The organism is Phenylobacterium sp., assembly GCF_031984885.1.
Taxonomy (GTDB): Bacteria; Pseudomonadota; Alphaproteobacteria; order Caulobacterales; family Caulobacteraceae; genus Phenylobacterium.
Map to the genome: position 1 here is coordinate 317119 of NZ_DAMABV010000002.1, position 15553 is coordinate 332671.

Here is a 15553-nt window from a genome sequence, read left to right on the forward strand (position 1 = left end):
TTTCGATGCAAGGGCCAGAAGGCCTTTTGCGGAACTGCTTAGACCTGCAGGTTGCCGGCGGCCATCTTGCCGCTGCGACGGTCCTGCTCGAGTTCGTAGGTGATCTTTTGGCCTTCGTTCAGGCTGCGGAGTCCGGCGCGTTCAACGGCCGAGATGTGAACGAAGATGTCCGCGCCGCCATCGTCGGGTTGGATGAAGCCATAGCCCTTGGTTCCGTTGAACCATTTAACAGTGCCGGTAGCCATAGAAGTGTCGTCCTTGGGTAAGTCGTTCCGCAACCCAAGCCTTTTGAGTCACGCATCAAATTTCGGGGGGATCGGAGAGCAGGTTCGGTGCGCCGGAAGTCTGGAGCGTCGAAAATCAGCCGAACCTTACGAGTTTGACGCTTTCAGCGTAGCGCGCTTCCAAAGGCCCCGCAAGGCGATCCATGGAACGTCGCTCTCCGTCGATTCCGCCTTGTGGGGAAGGTCGCCGCGCGTTTTTCGGAAGCAGATTTCGCCCCTTCCGAAAGTGCCGCGTCAAGTTGTGATCGGCGTTCATAAGTGTAGATGGCCGCGGCGCCCGATTTGGCGAAGTAGAGGCCAATTCCATCTTTGCGGTGATCGGCGGCGCTCCCGAGGCCCTGGCGCCTATCGACGGTTGTCACGGGTTCGTGAGCGCGAACGCCGGATCTCAGGTTTTATTGAGGTATTACAGTTGGATGCGATCGCGTTTCGCGTGGTTTGCACCAGGCCGGCTCGTGTCGCAAATGCCACACCAGGTTCCCGTCTCAAGCGAGTGGGGAACTGGATGCCGGGATCGCCAATACCATCGCAGGTTTGGGACAAATCGGAGCGCGCGGGGGTCCTTCACGCCGCAGCTCGTAAACGGCGCGGGCAATTACTGGGGTCAGGTCTTCAAGGGCCACGCTGTTGGCCGCCACGCTGAGCGGCGGCTTCGCGGCGGCGCCTGGCCCTTTCCTCGGGCGCCGGAGTGGGGCAGCTTTCCGGCGAACGGGGTTTATAGAGCTTGCCCGCCATCCGGACCGATCCCCTGGCCGAGTTGCTGCCGCGCATCGCATCGGGCGATCGCCTGGCCATGCGCCGGCTCTATGACGCGACCTCCGCGAAGCTTTTCGGCGTCTGCCTGCGTATCCTCTCCGACCGGGACGAGAGCGAAGACGTGCTGCAGGAGGTCTATCTCACGATCTGGCGGCGGGCCGACCGCTTCGATGCGGGCCGGGCCAGCGTCATGGCGTGGATCTCGACCATCGCCCGCAACCGCGCCATCGACCGGCTGCGGGCCCGCGGGCCGCTGGCCTACGCCGATCCGGTCGAGGACCTGGAGATCGAGGACGGGGCTCCGGGCGCCCAGGCCCTGCTGGAGGCGGCCCAGGACGGCGAGGCGCTGGGCCGCTGCCTCTCGGAGCTGGACGCGCGGATCCAGGCGGCGATCCGCACGGCCTTCTTCGAGGGGATCACCTACGAGGCGCTGGCCAGGCGGCTCGATGCGCCGCTGGGCACGGTGAAGAGCTGGATCCGGCGCGGACTGCTGAAGCTGAAGGGGTGCCTCGAGCGATGAGCGACATCGGCCCCGAACCGCCGCCCGAACTGCCGGCAGACGAAGCCCTGGCCGGCGAACATGCGCTGGGCGTGCTGGGCGCGCGCGAACGGGCGGCGGCGGAGAACCGCATGGCCCGCGACCCGGCCTTCGCCGCCGAGGTCCAGGCCTGGCGCGCGCGGCTCGCCCCGCTGGCCGACGAGATCGCCCCCGCGCCGGCCCCGGCCGGGCTCTGGCCGCGGATCGAGCGGATGCTGGCGGCCAATGACGACGCGCTGGGCGTCCGCCGCCGCCTGCGGTTCTGGCGCGCGGCGACGATGGGCTCGATGGCGCTCACCGCCGCCAGCCTCGCCGCGGTCATGTTCCTGGCGGCGCGCCCGCCGCAGGTGATCACCCAGCCGCGGCCGCCGATGGGGCCGATGATGAACGCCCGCCTGATGGGCGACGGCGACCGGCCGCTGTTCCTGGCGGCCTATGATCCGGAGCGGAGGACGATCCTGGTGGCCTCGCTGGTTCCGCCCGGGGCCGATCCGGGCCGCAGCCACGAGCTCTGGCTGATCCCGGCGGACGGCAAGCCGCGCTCGCTGGGCCTGGTCGATCCGGGCGCTTCCAAGGCCATGCCGATGAGCGAGCCGATGGCCGCCATGACCACCGAGGGCGCCTCGCTGGCGGTGTCGGTCGAACCGCGGGGCGGCTCGCGGCTGGACGTCCCGTCGGGGCCGATGGCGGCGGTCGGCAGGCTTTCGCGCCTCTGACCGCCCCGGGCCGCCTACTTCCTGGCGTCGTCCATGTGGCCGGCGAAGCGCTCGAACAGGTAGAGCGAGTCCGTCGGGCCGGGCGAGGCTTCCGGGTGGTGCTGGACGCTGAACACCGGCCGATCCTTCAGGGCGATGCCGGCGTTGGTGCCGTCGAACAGCGAGACGTGGGTCTCGACCACCGGCTCGGGCAGGCTGTCGCGGTCGACCGTGAAGCCGTGGTTCATCGAGACGATCTCGACCTTGCCGGTGGTGATGTCCTTCACCGGATGGTTCGCGCCGTGGTGGCCCTGGTCCATCTTCACGGTGCTGGCGCCCAGGGCGCGGGCCATCATCTGGTGGCCCAGGCAGATGCCGAACACCGGCACGCCGCTGTCGACCAGCTTCCGGATCTCCGGCACGGCGTATTCGCCCGTCGCGGCCGGGTCGCCCGGACCGTTGGACAGCAGCACGCCGTCGGGCTTGCGGGCCAGAACCTCCTCGGCGGTGGTCTTGGCCGGGACCACGGTGACGCGGGCGCCGATCGAGGTCAGGGCGCGCAGGATGTTGCGCTTGACGCCGTAGTCCAGGACCACGACCTCGTACTTGGGCTCGCCGGCCTTGGCGTAGCCTTCGGGCCAGGTCCACAGGCCCTCGTCATAGACGAACGGCTGCAGGCACGAGGCGTCCTTGGCCAGGTCCAGGCCCTCCAGGCCGGCCCAGGCCTTGGCCTTCTCCACCAGGGCGGGGATGTCGAATTCGCCGGTCGGCGAGTGGGCGATGACGCCGTGCGGCATGCCGTTCTCGCGGATCGAGCGGGTGAGGGCGCGGGTGTCGACCCCGGCCAGGCCGATGACGCCGCGGCGCTTCATCCAGCCGTCCAGGTCGCCGTCGGCGCGCCAGTTGGCCGGGGCGGTCGGCACGTCGCGGAAGATCGCGCCGCGGGCCGAGGTCTCGGCCGCGCCCGACATCTGCTCGACGTCCTCGAGGTTCACCCCGACATTGCCCATGTGCGGGAAGGTGAAGGCGACGATCTGCGACATGTAGGAGGGGTCGGTCAGGATCTCCTGATAGCCGGTCATGGCGGTGTTGAAGCACACCTCGCCGACCGCATCGCCGGTCGCGCCGACTCCGATCCCTTGCAGGACCGTCCCGTCGGCCAGGACCAGAACGCCCGTGACACCTTGGAGAAGTTCTACAGTCATCTCGGCGTCTCCATTAGAGGGTGCATGCTCGCAAAAAGGCGGGCCGGGGTGAACCCCGCCCGTTCCTTGACTCGTCCGCTTGTTCGGCAAACGGCGGCTACCTAATGACTAGCAGAGGCCGGGTCAATGCGGCGCGGCGGGATTCGGCGTCGCAGCGCCGATGGCGATCAGTCCGACAATACGCCCGAGATCGCCTCGAACAGCGCGTCGGCCCGCACCGGCTTGCCGATGTGGCGGTCGGCGCCGGCCTCGGTCGAGGACTTCAGGTCGTCCGGCGAGGTGTTGGCGCTGATCACGATGATCGGCGCGCGCGGCAGGCCCGGGGCCTCGGCCTTGCGGATCGCGCGGATGGCGGCCAGCCCGTCCATCACCGGCATGCGCAGGTCCATCAGCACCAGGTCGAAGCTGCCCCGCCGCCAGGCCTCGACCGCCTGCTCGCCGTTCTCGACGCTGGTCACCTCCGCGCCGGCCGCGCCCAGCATCAGCTCCAGCACCTTGCGGTTGGTCGCGTTGTCGTCGGCCGCCAGGATGCGCAGGGGCGGGGCCTCGCCGTCCTGGATCGGTTCATGCGCGGCGTCGGCCTCGAGGGCCGCGTCGCCATAGTCCAGCAGCCCGCCGACCAGCCGGTCGAGCTGGCGCGCGGAGGCCTGGATGTCGCCGACCAGGCCGTGCTGCTCGGCGGTGAGGCCGGTCCGCTCCAGGGCGTCGATCAGGCCCAGCACCCCGTTCAGCGGCGTGCGCAGCTCGTGGCTCATGTCGGCGACGAACTCGGTCTTGGCGCGGCTGGCGACCTCGGCCCGGTGCAGGGCGTCCTCCAGGGCCGCGGCCTGGCGCTTCATCTCGGTGATGTCGACCCGCAGGCCGATCACCCCGCCGTCGGCGGTGCGGCGCTCCTCGATCATCAGCCAGCGGCCGTCGGACAGCCGCTGCTCGTGCCGCTCGCCGGTGGGGTTCTTCAGCTTGGCCAGCCGCGCCGCCAGCCATTCCTCCTCGCGCCCGATCGCGTCGGGATAGTCGCCGCGCGCCACCCCCGTGCGCAGGGTGTCGGCCAAGGTCGCCTGCGAGGAGAACAGGTCCGCCGAGCGGTGGTAGATCTCCGCATAGCGCTTGTTCCAGAGGATGTAGCGGCCGTCCGCGTCGAGGAAGACGATGCCCTCGGGCAGCAGGTCCAGCGCCTCGCGCAGCCGCTGGCCCGCGACGTCGGCCCGCGCCTGGGCGCTGGCCAGGGCGCGTCCGCCCAGCAGGCGTGCGATACGCTCCCGAAGCCCGACCTTCGGCATTCCCCCATCCCCAACGAATCGCCCCCCGAGGGCCGCGATCAGATGAGCCCGCCCAGGTCGCAGCCATGCTTACAGCGCCCGTTCGGCGTGCAAATTTTTCGATAAGCCCAAGCTTTGGGCGCCGGGGTTCGCATTTCGCCCGCCAGCGTCTATTTCAGCGGCCATGAGCATCACGACGGTCGGCCTCGACGCCGATGACACGCTTTGGCACAACGAGACGATCTTCCGGCTGACCCATGACCGGTTCAGCGAGCTGCTGTCCGACGTCGCCGACAAGGAAACCCTCGAGAAGCGCCTGGCCGAGGTCGAGAAGCGCAACCTGCGGCTCTACGGCTACGGGGTGAAGGGCTTCACCCTCTCGATGATCGAGACGGCCATGGAGATGACCGGCGGCGAGCCGCCCGGCCACGTGATCCGCGAGATCCTCGCCGTCGGCCGCGAGATGCTGAGCGAGCCGGTCGAGCCGCTGCCCGGCGTCGACGACGCCCTGGCCGAGCTCTCCGAGCGCTACCGCCTGGTGCTGATCACCAAGGGCGATCTGCTGCACCAGGAGCAGAAGCTGGCCGCCTCGGGCCTGGGCGACTTGTTCGCCGCGGTCGAGATCGTCAGCGAGAAGGACGCCTCGACCTATTCGCGCGTCTTCGCTCGCCACGGCACCGGCGCGGGCGAGGCGGTGATGTGCGGCAACTCCATGCGCTCGGACATCCTGCCGGCCATCGAGGCGGGGGCCTACGGCGCCCACGTGCCCTATCCGCTGATCTGGGCGCACGAGATGGCCGACGCGCCCAACGGCCATCCGCGCTTCGCCGAGCTGGCCAGCATCCGCGACCTGCCGGCCTGGATCGCCACCCTCGGCTGACTTTTTTCCGGGGGCCGTGTCACAGCCGCCGCCGCCGAACCGTCCTGCCTGCGATGGTTCGGAGAAATCACATGCCGCGCATTCTCGCCGCAGCCCTGGCCCTGCTGCTGGGGCTCAACGCCCTGGCCATGCTGTTGGCGTCGTTCTGGTGGTACAACGCCGTGCCCGGCGTCATCGCCACCGGCCCCTACAATCCCCATTTCGTGCGCGACATCGGCGCGGCCTACCTGGTCGCGGCAGGCGGCCTGGCCTGGTTCGCCTGGCGTCCGGTCCAGGGCTGGCCGGCCCTGGTCGCCGGGGCCGGGTTCCTGCTGCTGCACGCCGCCATCCACGTCTTCGACGCCAGTTGCTCGGCCGATCCGCTCGCCAACCTGATCCGGGACCTGCCGGGCGTCTACGCCCCGGCCCTGATCGCCGCGGCGATCGCCATTCTCCGCCGCCCCGCCTGAAGGAACGCCCGATGTTGAGAACCCTGCTCGCCCGCCAGATCGACAAGCTGGAACGCCGCTGGGGCTATGACGCCGGCTATATGCGCCATGTCCTGGCCGCCAGCCCGGCCAGCCTGCTGCGCTTCGGGATGGTCAGCGGCATGGTCGACGCCAAGGCCGCGCCCGCCGCGGCCATCGCCGCCGCCAAGCTGGTCGGGACCCTGGCCGAGGACTGCGGCCCCTGCACCCAGATCGTCGTCGACATGGCCGGCGCCGAGGGCGTCGCCCCCGAGGTCCTGCGGGCCATCCTGGCCGGGGACGCAGACGCCATGGGCCAGGACGCCGCCCTGGCCTGGCGCTTCGCCCGCGCCAGCCTGGCCCGCGACCTGGAGGCCGCCGATCCCTTGCGCGACGAGGTCGTCCGGCGCTGGGGCGACAGGGGCCTGGTCGCCCTTGGCCTGGCCCTGACCACCGGGCGCATGTACCCGACGCTGAAATACGCCCTCGGTTACGGCAGGGCCTGTTCCAAGGTCACCGTGGCGGGGATCGCCACCCCCGTGGTCCACGCCCCGCTGGCGGCGTAGGGTTCCCGTCATGGCCGCAGACATCGAGATCTTCGAAGCCCAGCGCCCGCGGCTGATCCGGCTGGCCTACCGGATGCTCGGCTCGGTCGCCGAGGCCGAGGACGTGGTCCAGGACGCCTGGCTGCGCTGGACGCGGAGCGAGGAGGCGGTGCGCGACCCCGTCGGCTGGCTGGTGCGCGTGACCAGCCGCCTCTGCATCGACCGCCTGCGCTCGGCCAAGGCCCAGCGCGAGGCCTATCGCGGGCCCTGGCTGCCCGAGCCCCTGATCGAGGAACTCGCCGTCGACCCGGTCGAGCGGGCCGAGGACGTCTCGGTCGCCTTCCTGCTGGCGCTGGAGCGGCTCTCGCCGCTGGAGCGGGCCGTCTTCCTGCTGCACGACGTCTTCGACGAGGACTACGCCTCGGTCGCCGAGACCCTGGGCCGCAACGAGGCGGCCGTGCGCCAGCTCGCCGCCCGGGCCCGCGCCCACGTGAAGGACAACCGCCCGCGCTTCACCGTCAGCCAGGAGGACGCCGCCAAGCTGGCCGCCGCCTTCATGGCCGCCGCGGTCCAGGGCGACATGAAGGCCCTGTCGGCGGTCCTGGCCGAGGACGCGGTGCTGATCTCAGACGGCGGCGGCAAGCGCGCGGCGGCGCTGCGCCCGATGACCGGCCGCGAGGACATCATCCGCCTGCTGGAGGGCCTCGCCTGGCGCGCCGGGGGCGTGTCGGTGTGGCCGCTCAGCTTCCGCGCGGTGCGGATCAACGGCTATCCCGGCGTGATCATGGAGCACGAGGACGGCCCCATGACCGTGGCCTTCCAGCCGGGCGAGGACGGCAAGCTCGCCGCCATCTACCTGGTCCGCAATCCCGACAAGCTTGGGCGCCTGCCGATCGATCAGTGAGCCTTGCGATGCGGCAGCAGGTGCAGCGCGCCGGCGATGGTCCCGCCGATGGCCAGGCCCACCAGCGCCGAGCCGACCGCGAAGGCCAGCCAGCCGGTGACCGGCCCGATCGCCGGCGCGGCGCCGGCCCAGTGCGAAACCCCCTCCACCCACACCGGGATCGGCGTCAGGTGGAAGCGCTCCAGCCCATGGACGATGATGCCGCCGCCGACCCACAGCATGGCGGCGGTGCCGACCACGGTCAGCCAGCTCATCACCACCGGCATGCCCTTGACCAGCAGGCGGCCGACGGCCTGGGCGGCGCGGGCACGGCGCCTGGCCATGTGCAGGCCGATGTCGTCCATCTTCACGATCAGCCCGACCACGCCATAGACCGCCGCGGTGATCAGGACGCCGACCAGCAGCAGGGCGCCGGCCTGGATCGCGATGGGCTGGTCGGCCACGTCGGCCAGGGCGATGGCCATGATCTCGGCCGAGAGGATGAAGTCGGTGCGGATCGCGCCGCTGACCTTCTGGTCCTCCAGTTCCTTGGCGCTGAGGGCCAGTTCCTGCGGCTCGTCGGCCGCGTCCTCGCCGCGCAGCGCCTCGATGATCTTCTCGGTGGCCTCGAAGCAGAGATAGGCGCCGCCGGCCATCAGCAGCGGCGTCACCGCCCAGGACGCGAAGGCGCTGAGCACCAGGGCGCCGGGCAGCAGGAACACCAGCTTGTTGCGCAGTGAGCCGATGGCGATGCGCAGGACGATCGGCAGTTCGCGCTCGGGCGTGAAGCCCATCGCATAGCCGGGGGTGACGGCGGTGTCGTCGACGACCACCCCCGCGGCCTTGGTCCCCGCCTTGCCGGCGGCCCCGGCCACGTCGTCCAGCGAGGCCGCCGCCATCTTGGCGATGCCTGCGACATCGTCCAGCAGCGCCACAAGACCGGAAGCCATCGGGAACCTCTGTTGATTGAAAGACTTGAGCCTATGCCTCAGGTCGGTAGGGGGGAAGGGCGCAGCCGTAAAGCCGCGTCTTGCGGGCGCCCCAGTCAGGTCGTTGTGCGCCGATGAGAGCGGCGGCGGTGCGGGTGGATGGAAACGGTCGATATAGCCCAGGCGCTTGACGTAACCCCCTTCGTGGTCGGCGAAGGACGCATGGCGCAGTTGGTCCGGGAGTTCGATTGGGAGAAGACGCCGCTGGGGCCGGTGGCCGCATGGCCGCCGGAACTGAAGACGATGGTCGGGTTCATCCTGGGGTCCCGTTTCCCTTCCGCGATCGCCTGGGGCAAGTCGCTCACCACCATCTACAACGATGCGTTCCTGCCCATCCTCGGCGACAAGCCCGAGGCCCTGGGCCGCCCGTTCTCCGAGGTCTGGGCCGAGGTCTGGGACACGATAGAGCCCATCGCGAGCCGCGCCCTGGCCGGAGAGTCGACCTTCATCGAGGACTTCCCCCTGGTCATCGATCGCTCGGGCCAGCCGGAGCAGGTCTGGTTCACCTTCTGCTACAGCCCGCTGCGGCTGGCGGACGGGACCGTCTGCGGGATGATGGACACCGTCGTCGAGACCACGGCCACCGTCCGCGCGCAGTCCGATCTGGACACCGTGGCCCAGGAGATGGGCCATCGCCTGAAGAACACCATGGCCACGGTCCAGGCGCTGGCCTCCCAGTCGCTGAAGGGCGTCGCCGAACGCGGCGCGGTGGAGGCCTTCCTCGATCGGGTCGTGACGCTGGGCCACGCCCATGACGTGCTGTTCCGCGAGAACTGGTCGGTGGTGGCCCTGCGCCATGTGGTCGAGGCGACGCTGTCGCCCCTGAACGGCTTGGACCAGATACGGCTGAGCGGCCCGCACATCCGCATCGGCGCGCGCATGACCATGGCGCTGTCGCTGGTGTTGCACGAACTGGCCACCAATGCGGCCAAGTACGGCGCGCTGTCGGCCCCGGAGGGGCGTGTCGACCTGGGCTGGGAGGTGGCCGGCGGCATGCTGAAGCTGCACTGGCGGGAGACGGGCGGCCCTCTGGTCCAGCCGCCGGCGCACAGCGGGTTCGGCAGCCGCCTGATCGACCTGGGGCTCGGCCCCGGCGGCGCGGTGACGCGGCGCTACCGGCCCGTAGGCGTCGAGGTCGACCTGGAGGCGCCGGTGTCGGGCCTGCTGGATCGCTGAGGGGGCTACGCCGCGGCCCCGGACGCTGTATCATCCGCGCGGTGCGCGTCGACGAACACTTTCTGGACGAGATCAAATCCCGCCTCCGCCCCTCCGACGTGATCGGGCGGACGGTGAAGCTGCGCAAGCAGGGGCGGGAGTATGTCGGCCTGTCGCCGTTCAACAAGGAGAAGACCCCGTCGTTCTACGTGAACGACGAGAAGGGCCAGTTCTTCGACTTCTCGTCGGGCAAGAACGGCGACCTGATCACCTTCCTGCAGGAGACCGAGCGGCTGTCCTTCATGGAGGCGGTCGAGCGGCTGGCCGCCGAGGCGGGCCTGACCATGCCCGAGGCCGACCCCCGCTCGGCCGAGCAGGAACGCCAGCGCCAGGGCCTGTCGGAGTGGATGGACGCCGCCGCCCAATGGTTCGAAGGCGCCCTGCGCCGGCCCGAGGGCAAGGAGGCGCGCGCCTATCTGGAGCGCCGCGGCCTGCCGGAATCGGAGTGGGCGCGGTTCCGCCTGGGCTTCTCGCCGCCCGGCCGCACGGCGCTGAAGGACTATCTGATCACCAAGGGCGCCAGGCCGGGCGAACTGGTCGAGGCCGGGCTGCTGATCGCGCCGGAGGAGGGCGGCGCGCCCTATGACCGGTTCCGCGACCGGATCATCTTCCCGATCGCCGACCACCGCGGCCGCATCCTCTCGTTCGGCGGCCGGGCGATGGACCCGCAAGCCCGCGCCAAGTACCTGAACGGCCCGGAAAGCCCGCTCTTCCACAAGGGACGAACGCTCTACGGCGTCGGCGAGGCGCGCAAGATCCTGGGCGCGGCGCCCGGCAATGAGACCCCGCCGCTGGTGGTGGTCGAAGGCTATATGGACGCGATCGCCTGCCAGCGGGCCGGGATCGCCGCCGTCGCCCCGCTGGGCACCGCCCTGACCGAGGAACAGATGGAGATGCTCTGGCGTCTCCACGGCGAACCGACCCTGGCGTTCGACGGCGACCGGGCCGGGCGCCAGGCCGCCTCGCGCTCCATCGACCGCGCCCTGCCGCTGCTCAAGCCCGGAAAGAGCTTCAAGTTCGCCATCGTCGAGGGTGGCAAGGACCCCGACGAGGTGCTGCGCGAGCTGGGGGCGGCGGCCCTCCGCGCCCAGTTGTCGCAGACCACGCCTTTCGTCGACGCGCTGTTCACGCGCGAACATGACCTGGAGCCGCTCGACACCCCCGAGCGGCGGGCCGGTTTCAAGAACCGGCTGCGCAACGCCGCTGCGCTGATCGCCGACAAGGACCTGCAGCACGCCTATCGCGAAGCGCTGATGGAGCGCTTCGACGCAACAGGCCCCAAGGCGCGCTCGCAACCCGAGCAAGGCGGGCGTCCGCAACGCGGAAGCGCAGGCGGATCAAGGGGTTGGCGCGGTGGCGCGCGCGAATGGATCGACCCCGCGCCCACCGCGGCCGGGCGCGCGGCGGCCCAGCGGCTGGCCCATTCCATCGACCCGGCGGCCGCGACGCTCGCCAAGTATGCGGTCGGTGATCCCAGCGTATTGGACGAACATCTGGAGAACTCGTTCCTGGCCAAAGGCTTCGGTGTTCAAGCTCTGGCGAAGCTTATGACCGAGATCATCAGTTTCAGATTGGACACTGATCATCTTGACACCGCGACTCTCGCACGCCATCTGGCGTCTTGCGGGTTTACTGCGCTGCTGACAGACATCGACCGGGCCGCCGCGAAATCGGGCGCGCCCATCATGAAACCGGATGTCTCCCTCGACGTCGCTAGATCCCAGTGGTCGCAAGCTTTCGCGGGCCTCTCACGGCTCGTGGCGCTCGACGAGGCTATTGCGTCCGCGAAGGGAAACCTTAGCGGTCGTTCCGATATGGAAGCTCTCGAGCGTCTGAAAGGCGAACGCGACACGCTGAAACGCGCGATCAGAACGGGAACGATTTGGGCGGGAGAAGGGTCGTAAGGGAGTACGACTCGTCTGTTCGCTATTGGAGCATCTTCGGCCCAGCCCCTGCACGGGGCGGCGCCGAAATCCGGAGACCTAGATGAGCACCAACACGGCTGAAGCGGAAACCACTGAATCGACTGGCGGCGACGGCCCGCTGCTCGACCTTACCGACGCCGGCGTAAAGAAGTTCATCAAGCAGGCCAAGGCCCGCGGCTACGTCACCATGGACGAGCTGAACAAGGTCTTGCCCTCTGAGGAAGTCACCTCCGAGGCCATTGAAGACACGCTGGCCATGCTCTCGGAGATGGGCGTCAACGTCGTCGAGGCCGAAGAGGACGCCGAGGGCGGCGAAGTCGCCGTTCGCGAGGAGACGGCCGTCGTCGAGACGACCAAGGAGCCGGCCTACGACCGGACCGACGACCCGGTGCGCATGTACCTGCGCGAAATGGGTTCGGTGGAGCTGCTCTCGCGCGAAGGCGAAATCGCCATCGCCAAGCGTATCGAGGCCGGCCGCGACACCATGATCCGCGGGCTGTGCGAAAGCGCCCTGACCTTCGAGGCCATCATGGTGTGGCGCGAGGAACTGGGCTCGGGCCGCATCCTGCTGCGCGAGGTCATCGACCTCGAACAGACCTATGGCGGCGCCAACGCCGCGGCGGCCGAACTGGCCGGCGGCGCGGAAGCCGAGAGCGAAGAAGAAGAGACCTCCGAGGACGGCGAGGCCGTGGCCAAGGCCGAAGGCGCCGACGATGACGACGACTTCGACGACGGCGCCGGTCCGACCATCAGCGCGATGGAAGGCGAACTGCGCGAAGGGGTCATGGCGACCCTGGACGCCATCGCCTCGGAGTTCGACTCGTTCCGCGCCCTGCAGGAGAAGCTGGTCGGCAAGCGCCTGAAGGGCGAAGACCTCTCCGACGCCGACCGCAAGGCCTATACCAGCGCCTCGCTGGCCATCGTCCAGCACCTGAAGACCCTGAAGCTGAACAACAACCGCATCGAGGCGCTGGTCGAGCAGCTCTATGCGATCAACAAGCGCCTGATGGGCCTGGAAGGCCGCCTGCTGCGCCTGGCCGACAGCTACGGCATCTCGCGGACCGAGTTCCTCAAGGCCTATTTCGGCCAGGAGCTGTCGCCGAACTGGACCGAACAGGTGAAGCCGCTGGGCGTTCGCTGGACCAAGTTCGTCGAGAACGACGCCGGCCAGATCGGCGACATCCGTTCGGAAGTGGCGGCGCTCGCCACCGAGACCGGCGTGCCGATCGACGACTATCGTCGCATCGTCCAGACCGTCCAGAAGGGCGAACGCGAAGCGCGTCAGGCCAAGAAGGAGATGGTCGAGGCCAACCTGCGCCTCGTGATCTCGATCGCCAAGAAGTACACCAACCGCGGCCTGCAGTTCCTGGACCTGATCCAGGAGGGCAACATCGGCCTGATGAAGGCGGTCGATAAGTTCGAATACCGCCGCGGCTACAAGTTCTCGACCTATGCGACCTGGTGGATCCGCCAGGCGATCACCCGCTCGATCGCCGACCAGGCCCGGACCATCCGCATCCCGGTGCACATGATCGAGACGATCAACAAGATCGTCCGCACCAGCCGCCAGATGCTGCACGAGATCGGCCGCGAGCCGACCCCGGAGGAACTGGCCGAGAAGCTGGCCATGCCGCTGGAAAAGGTCCGCAAGGTCCTGAAGATCGCCAAGGAGCCGATCTCGCTCGAAACCCCGATCGGGGACGAGGAGGACAGCCACCTGGGCGACTTCATCGAGGACAAGAACGCGATCCTCCCGATCGACGCGGCGATCCAGTCGAACCTGCGCGAGACCACCACCCGCGTGCTGGCGTCGCTGACGCCGCGCGAGGAACGCGTCCTGCGCATGCGCTTCGGGATCGGCATGAACACCGACCACACCCTCGAAGAGGTCGGTCAGCAGTTCAGCGTCACCCGCGAACGGATCCGCCAGATCGAGGCCAAGGCGCTGCGCAAGCTCAAGCACCCCTCGCGCTCGCGCAAGCTGCGGAGCTTCCTCGACAGCTAAACCGCATCGCGCGTGACATAACGTCGTTATCGCGTCAGGCTGGCCGTCTCCCCTTGGAGGCGGCCAGCATGCGTTTGAAGATCCTTGCATCGGCGTTCGCCGTACTGGCGTTCGGACCCTCGGCGCTCGCCCAGCAGGTCGTCGCGCCGCCCAAGATGTCCCAGGCCGAGGGCGCCCAGCTCTTCGAGGCCGGCGGCTTCACGGTCGCCGGCGGCCAGGCGATCAATGTCTGCGGCGGGGTTTCGCAGCCGAAGTTCGCCTTCATGGACCTGAACGGCGACGGCGCGCTGGAGGCGGCGGCCGTCGACAAGAACCCCGCCTGCTACGGCGAGCCGGGTTTCTGGTTCACGATCCTCGCCAAGGGGCGCGACGGCCGCTGGCGCGCCATTGCGAGGGATAGTGGAGCCCTGGGCTTCGAAACCTCACGATCGAACGGCTGGCTGGACATCAAGGTCACGGCCGATTGCGTGCGTATCTGGAAGTATGCCGGCGACGGCTACCAGCGCCCGGCCGCGTGCGCCGAGGCCTCGTTCGCCAAGGTCGAAGCTTCGAGCGGCGTGACCGCGGCCGACCGCACCGCGGCCCTGCGCGCGGCAGGTTTCGTTTCCAGGGGCGGCCGATGGCTGAACAGCCACGGCGAATGTGAAGCTGCCATTGAGCCCCAGGACATCCGCGACCTCAACGGCGACGGGCGTCAGGAGATCATCGTCACCGAAAGCGGCGGCTTCTGCTACGGCAATACCGGCCAGGGCTTCTACATCATGGAGCGCAACGCCGCGGGCGCCTGGCGCACCCTGTTCCAGTCGGCCGGCATCCCCGAATTCCTGCCGACCAAGGGCGCTGGCGGCTGGCCCGACATCGTGCTGGGCGGCCCGGGCTTCTGCTTCCCGGTGGTGCGCTACAACGGCAAGACCTACGCCCCACACCGCCAGAAGGAAGAGGAGCCCGGCGCCTGCGCCCGGCGCTAGCGCCAGGCGTAGTTGAAGCTGACCGAGATCCGCGCCTTGCGCGCGGCATTGGCCGGGACCTCGTGGCGCAGCCAGCTTTCCCACATCAGCACCGTGCCGGGCTCGGGCTGCAGGTAGACGAAGCTGCGGGCCTCCTCCGGCGCGTCGGCGGCGCGGGGCGGGGCGGCCATCATCAGCGGCAGGCGCGGGTCCTCGAGCTTCAGCGCGCTGGCCCCCTTGGGGATGGCGACATAGACCGTGCCCGAGAGGACGCTGTGCGGATGGATGTGGCCCGAGTGCGCCGCGCCGGGCTGCAGGATGTTCACCCACAGGCTGTCCAGCTTCAGCTTCCGGCGGCCGAGATCCAGGTGCAGGGCCTTGGCGTAGGCCGCGGCGTGCCTGTCGAGCTTGCGCTTGAGGTCCTCGAAGATGCTGGCGCGCATCGGCAGGTCGTCCAGCGAGGCGTAGGAGGTGTAGCCGCCATAGCCGTGCTCGCGGCACCAGGCCTGGCCGGCCATGTCCTCGTCCGCCAGCATGCGGCAGGCGTCCTCGAGCTCGGCGTTGAAGTCGGCGAAGCCGCGCTCGCCGGCGAGGCTGGCTTCATAGACCTGGGTGACGAAGAGGGGGCGCAGGCTCATGGCCCGGCGCTAACGGTCCGCAGGCCGGATGTCAAAGCTAGGCGAGAACGTCGAGGAGTTTGCCGGCCATGTCCTGGGCGCTGCGGATCACCGCGGCGTTGGCGGCGAACGCCGTCTCGGCGGTGATCTGCTCGACGATTTCGGCCGGCAGGTCGACGGCCTCGCCTTCGACGCCCATGCGGGCGACGCGGCCGGCCGAAGCGTCGAAGCGGCGGCTGGCCGCGAGCATGCCGTACTGAGCGGTGGCGATCGGATCCATGACGGGCCTCCCCGCAACCATCCTCGCCGCCCGCAGTTAAGCTTTCGCGCAGGAGCGTGATGAACGCTCCGCCAACCATGGCGC

At 69.3% G+C, this 15553-nt stretch carries 16 protein-coding genes; 10 read left to right on the forward strand and 6 right to left on the reverse strand.

What is annotated here, in order from left to right; all coding sequences use genetic code 11:
• Positions 1-38: 38 nt before the first annotated feature.
• On the reverse strand, positions 39-245 hold the full coding sequence (locus tag RTL41_RS04940; RefSeq protein ID WP_183774102.1) for a cold-shock protein: 207 nt from the start codon (positions 243-245) through the stop codon (positions 39-41).
• Between the two features lie 763 nt (positions 246-1008).
• On the opposite strand from RTL41_RS04940, the gene RTL41_RS04945 reads away from it, so the two are divergent.
• A complete protein-coding gene (locus RTL41_RS04945; RefSeq protein ID WP_312161931.1) occupies positions 1009-1560 on the forward strand; it encodes a sigma-70 family RNA polymerase sigma factor in 552 nt (183 codons plus the stop codon).
• Complete coding sequence (locus RTL41_RS04950) at positions 1557-2294, forward strand: anti-sigma factor domain-containing protein (RefSeq protein ID WP_312161933.1); 738 nt, start codon at positions 1557-1559, stop codon at positions 2292-2294. Before RTL41_RS04945 ends, RTL41_RS04950 begins: the two co-directional genes overlap by 4 nt.
• A gap of 14 nt (positions 2295-2308) precedes the next feature.
• Here the strand turns inward: RTL41_RS04950 and carA are convergent, their stop codons facing one another.
• Entirely contained in the window at positions 2309-3478 is a 1170-nt protein-coding gene (gene carA, locus RTL41_RS04955) for a glutamine-hydrolyzing carbamoyl-phosphate synthase small subunit (protein ID WP_312161935.1), read from the reverse strand.
• A gap of 167 nt (positions 3479-3645) precedes the next feature.
• Complete coding sequence (locus RTL41_RS04960) at positions 3646-4758, reverse strand: response regulator (protein WP_312161937.1); 1113 nt, start codon at positions 4756-4758, stop codon at positions 3646-3648.
• A gap of 163 nt (positions 4759-4921) precedes the next feature.
• Between RTL41_RS04960 and RTL41_RS04965 the strand changes: the two genes are divergently transcribed.
• The 4 genes from RTL41_RS04965 (at position 4922) to sigJ (ending at position 7512) form a co-directional block, all read left to right on the forward strand.
• Complete coding sequence (locus RTL41_RS04965; RefSeq protein WP_312161939.1) at positions 4922-5617, forward strand: HAD family hydrolase; 696 nt, start codon at positions 4922-4924, stop codon at positions 5615-5617.
• Positions 5618-5688: 71 nt separating this feature from the next.
• Complete coding sequence (locus RTL41_RS04970; RefSeq protein WP_312161940.1) at positions 5689-6066, forward strand: hypothetical protein; 378 nt, start codon at positions 5689-5691, stop codon at positions 6064-6066.
• Between the two features lie 11 nt (positions 6067-6077).
• Positions 6078-6629, forward strand: coding sequence for a hypothetical protein (locus tag RTL41_RS04975; RefSeq protein WP_312161942.1), 552 nt, complete (start codon positions 6078-6080; stop codon positions 6627-6629).
• A 10-nt stretch (positions 6630-6639) separates the two neighbouring features.
• Entirely contained in the window at positions 6640-7512 is an 873-nt protein-coding gene (sigJ, locus tag RTL41_RS04980) for an RNA polymerase sigma factor SigJ (protein ID WP_312161944.1), read from the forward strand.
• Here sigJ and RTL41_RS04985 read toward each other — a convergent pair.
• Entirely contained in the window at positions 7506-8441 is a 936-nt protein-coding gene (locus tag RTL41_RS04985) for a DUF808 domain-containing protein (protein WP_312161946.1), read from the reverse strand. The genes sigJ and RTL41_RS04985 overlap by 7 nt on opposite strands.
• 201 nt (positions 8442-8642) lie before the next feature.
• On the opposite strand from RTL41_RS04985, the gene RTL41_RS04990 reads away from it, so the two are divergent.
• The 4 genes from RTL41_RS04990 to RTL41_RS05005 all read left to right on the forward strand — a co-directional run bounded on the left by RTL41_RS04990 (position 8643) and on the right by RTL41_RS05005 (position 14593).
• On the forward strand, positions 8643-9656 hold the full coding sequence (locus RTL41_RS04990; RefSeq protein ID WP_312161948.1) for an HWE histidine kinase domain-containing protein: 1014 nt from the start codon (positions 8643-8645) through the stop codon (positions 9654-9656).
• Between the two features lie 41 nt (positions 9657-9697).
• A complete protein-coding gene (gene dnaG / locus RTL41_RS04995; RefSeq protein ID WP_312161950.1) occupies positions 9698-11599 on the forward strand; it encodes a DNA primase in 1902 nt (633 codons plus the stop codon).
• An 82-nt stretch (positions 11600-11681) separates the two neighbouring features.
• Positions 11682-13625, forward strand: coding sequence for an RNA polymerase sigma factor RpoD (gene rpoD / locus RTL41_RS05000; protein ID WP_312161953.1), 1944 nt, complete (start codon positions 11682-11684; stop codon positions 13623-13625).
• A gap of 68 nt (positions 13626-13693) precedes the next feature.
• Complete coding sequence (locus RTL41_RS05005; RefSeq protein WP_312161956.1) at positions 13694-14593, forward strand: hypothetical protein; 900 nt, start codon at positions 13694-13696, stop codon at positions 14591-14593.
• On the opposite strand, the gene RTL41_RS05010 is transcribed toward RTL41_RS05005, so the two are convergent.
• Together RTL41_RS05010 and RTL41_RS05015 are read right to left on the reverse strand one after the other, a co-directional pair.
• Positions 14590-15210 carry a TIGR02466 family protein gene (locus RTL41_RS05010; RefSeq protein ID WP_312161959.1) on the reverse strand — a complete coding sequence of 207 codons (621 nt, stop codon included), beginning with the start codon at positions 15208-15210 and terminating at the stop codon, positions 14590-14592. The two genes, RTL41_RS05005 and RTL41_RS05010, sit on opposite strands and share 4 nt — an antisense overlap.
• A 37-nt stretch (positions 15211-15247) precedes the next feature.
• A complete protein-coding gene (locus RTL41_RS05015; protein ID WP_312161961.1) occupies positions 15248-15469 on the reverse strand; it encodes a flagellar basal body rod C-terminal domain-containing protein in 222 nt (73 codons plus the stop codon).
• Between the last annotated feature and the right edge of the window lie 84 nt (positions 15470-15553).

Excerpts from the sequence above, each read along its gene's own strand:
- RTL41_RS04940 (WP_183774102.1), bottom strand. The coding sequence starts at position 245 with ATGGCTACCGGCACTGTTAAATGGTTCAACGGAACCAAGGGCTATGGC.
- RTL41_RS04950 (WP_312161933.1), top strand. The coding sequence starts at position 1,557 with ATGAGCGACATCGGCCCCGAACCGCCGCCCGAACTGCCGGCAGACGAA.
- carA (WP_312161935.1), bottom strand. The coding sequence starts at position 3,478 with ATGACTGTAGAACTTCTCCAAGGTGTCACGGGCGTTCTGGTCCTGGCC.
- RTL41_RS04960 (WP_312161937.1), bottom strand. The coding sequence starts at position 4,758 with ATGCCGAAGGTCGGGCTTCGGGAGCGTATCGCACGCCTGCTGGGCGGA.
- RTL41_RS04965 (WP_312161939.1), top strand. The coding sequence starts at position 4,922 with ATGAGCATCACGACGGTCGGCCTCGACGCCGATGACACGCTTTGGCAC.
- RTL41_RS04970 (WP_312161940.1), top strand. The coding sequence starts at position 5,689 with ATGCCGCGCATTCTCGCCGCAGCCCTGGCCCTGCTGCTGGGGCTCAAC.
- RTL41_RS04975 (WP_312161942.1), top strand. The coding sequence starts at position 6,078 with ATGTTGAGAACCCTGCTCGCCCGCCAGATCGACAAGCTGGAACGCCGC.
- sigJ (WP_312161944.1), top strand. The coding sequence starts at position 6,640 with ATGGCCGCAGACATCGAGATCTTCGAAGCCCAGCGCCCGCGGCTGATC.
- RTL41_RS04985 (WP_312161946.1), bottom strand. The coding sequence starts at position 8,441 with ATGGCTTCCGGTCTTGTGGCGCTGCTGGACGATGTCGCAGGCATCGCC.
- RTL41_RS04990 (WP_312161948.1), top strand. The coding sequence starts at position 8,643 with ATGGCGCAGTTGGTCCGGGAGTTCGATTGGGAGAAGACGCCGCTGGGG.
- rpoD (WP_312161953.1), top strand. The coding sequence starts at position 11,682 with ATGAGCACCAACACGGCTGAAGCGGAAACCACTGAATCGACTGGCGGC.
- RTL41_RS05005 (WP_312161956.1), top strand. The coding sequence starts at position 13,694 with ATGCGTTTGAAGATCCTTGCATCGGCGTTCGCCGTACTGGCGTTCGGA.
- RTL41_RS05010 (WP_312161959.1), bottom strand. The coding sequence starts at position 15,210 with ATGAGCCTGCGCCCCCTCTTCGTCACCCAGGTCTATGAAGCCAGCCTC.
- RTL41_RS05015 (WP_312161961.1), bottom strand. The coding sequence starts at position 15,469 with ATGGATCCGATCGCCACCGCTCAGTACGGCATGCTCGCGGCCAGCCGC.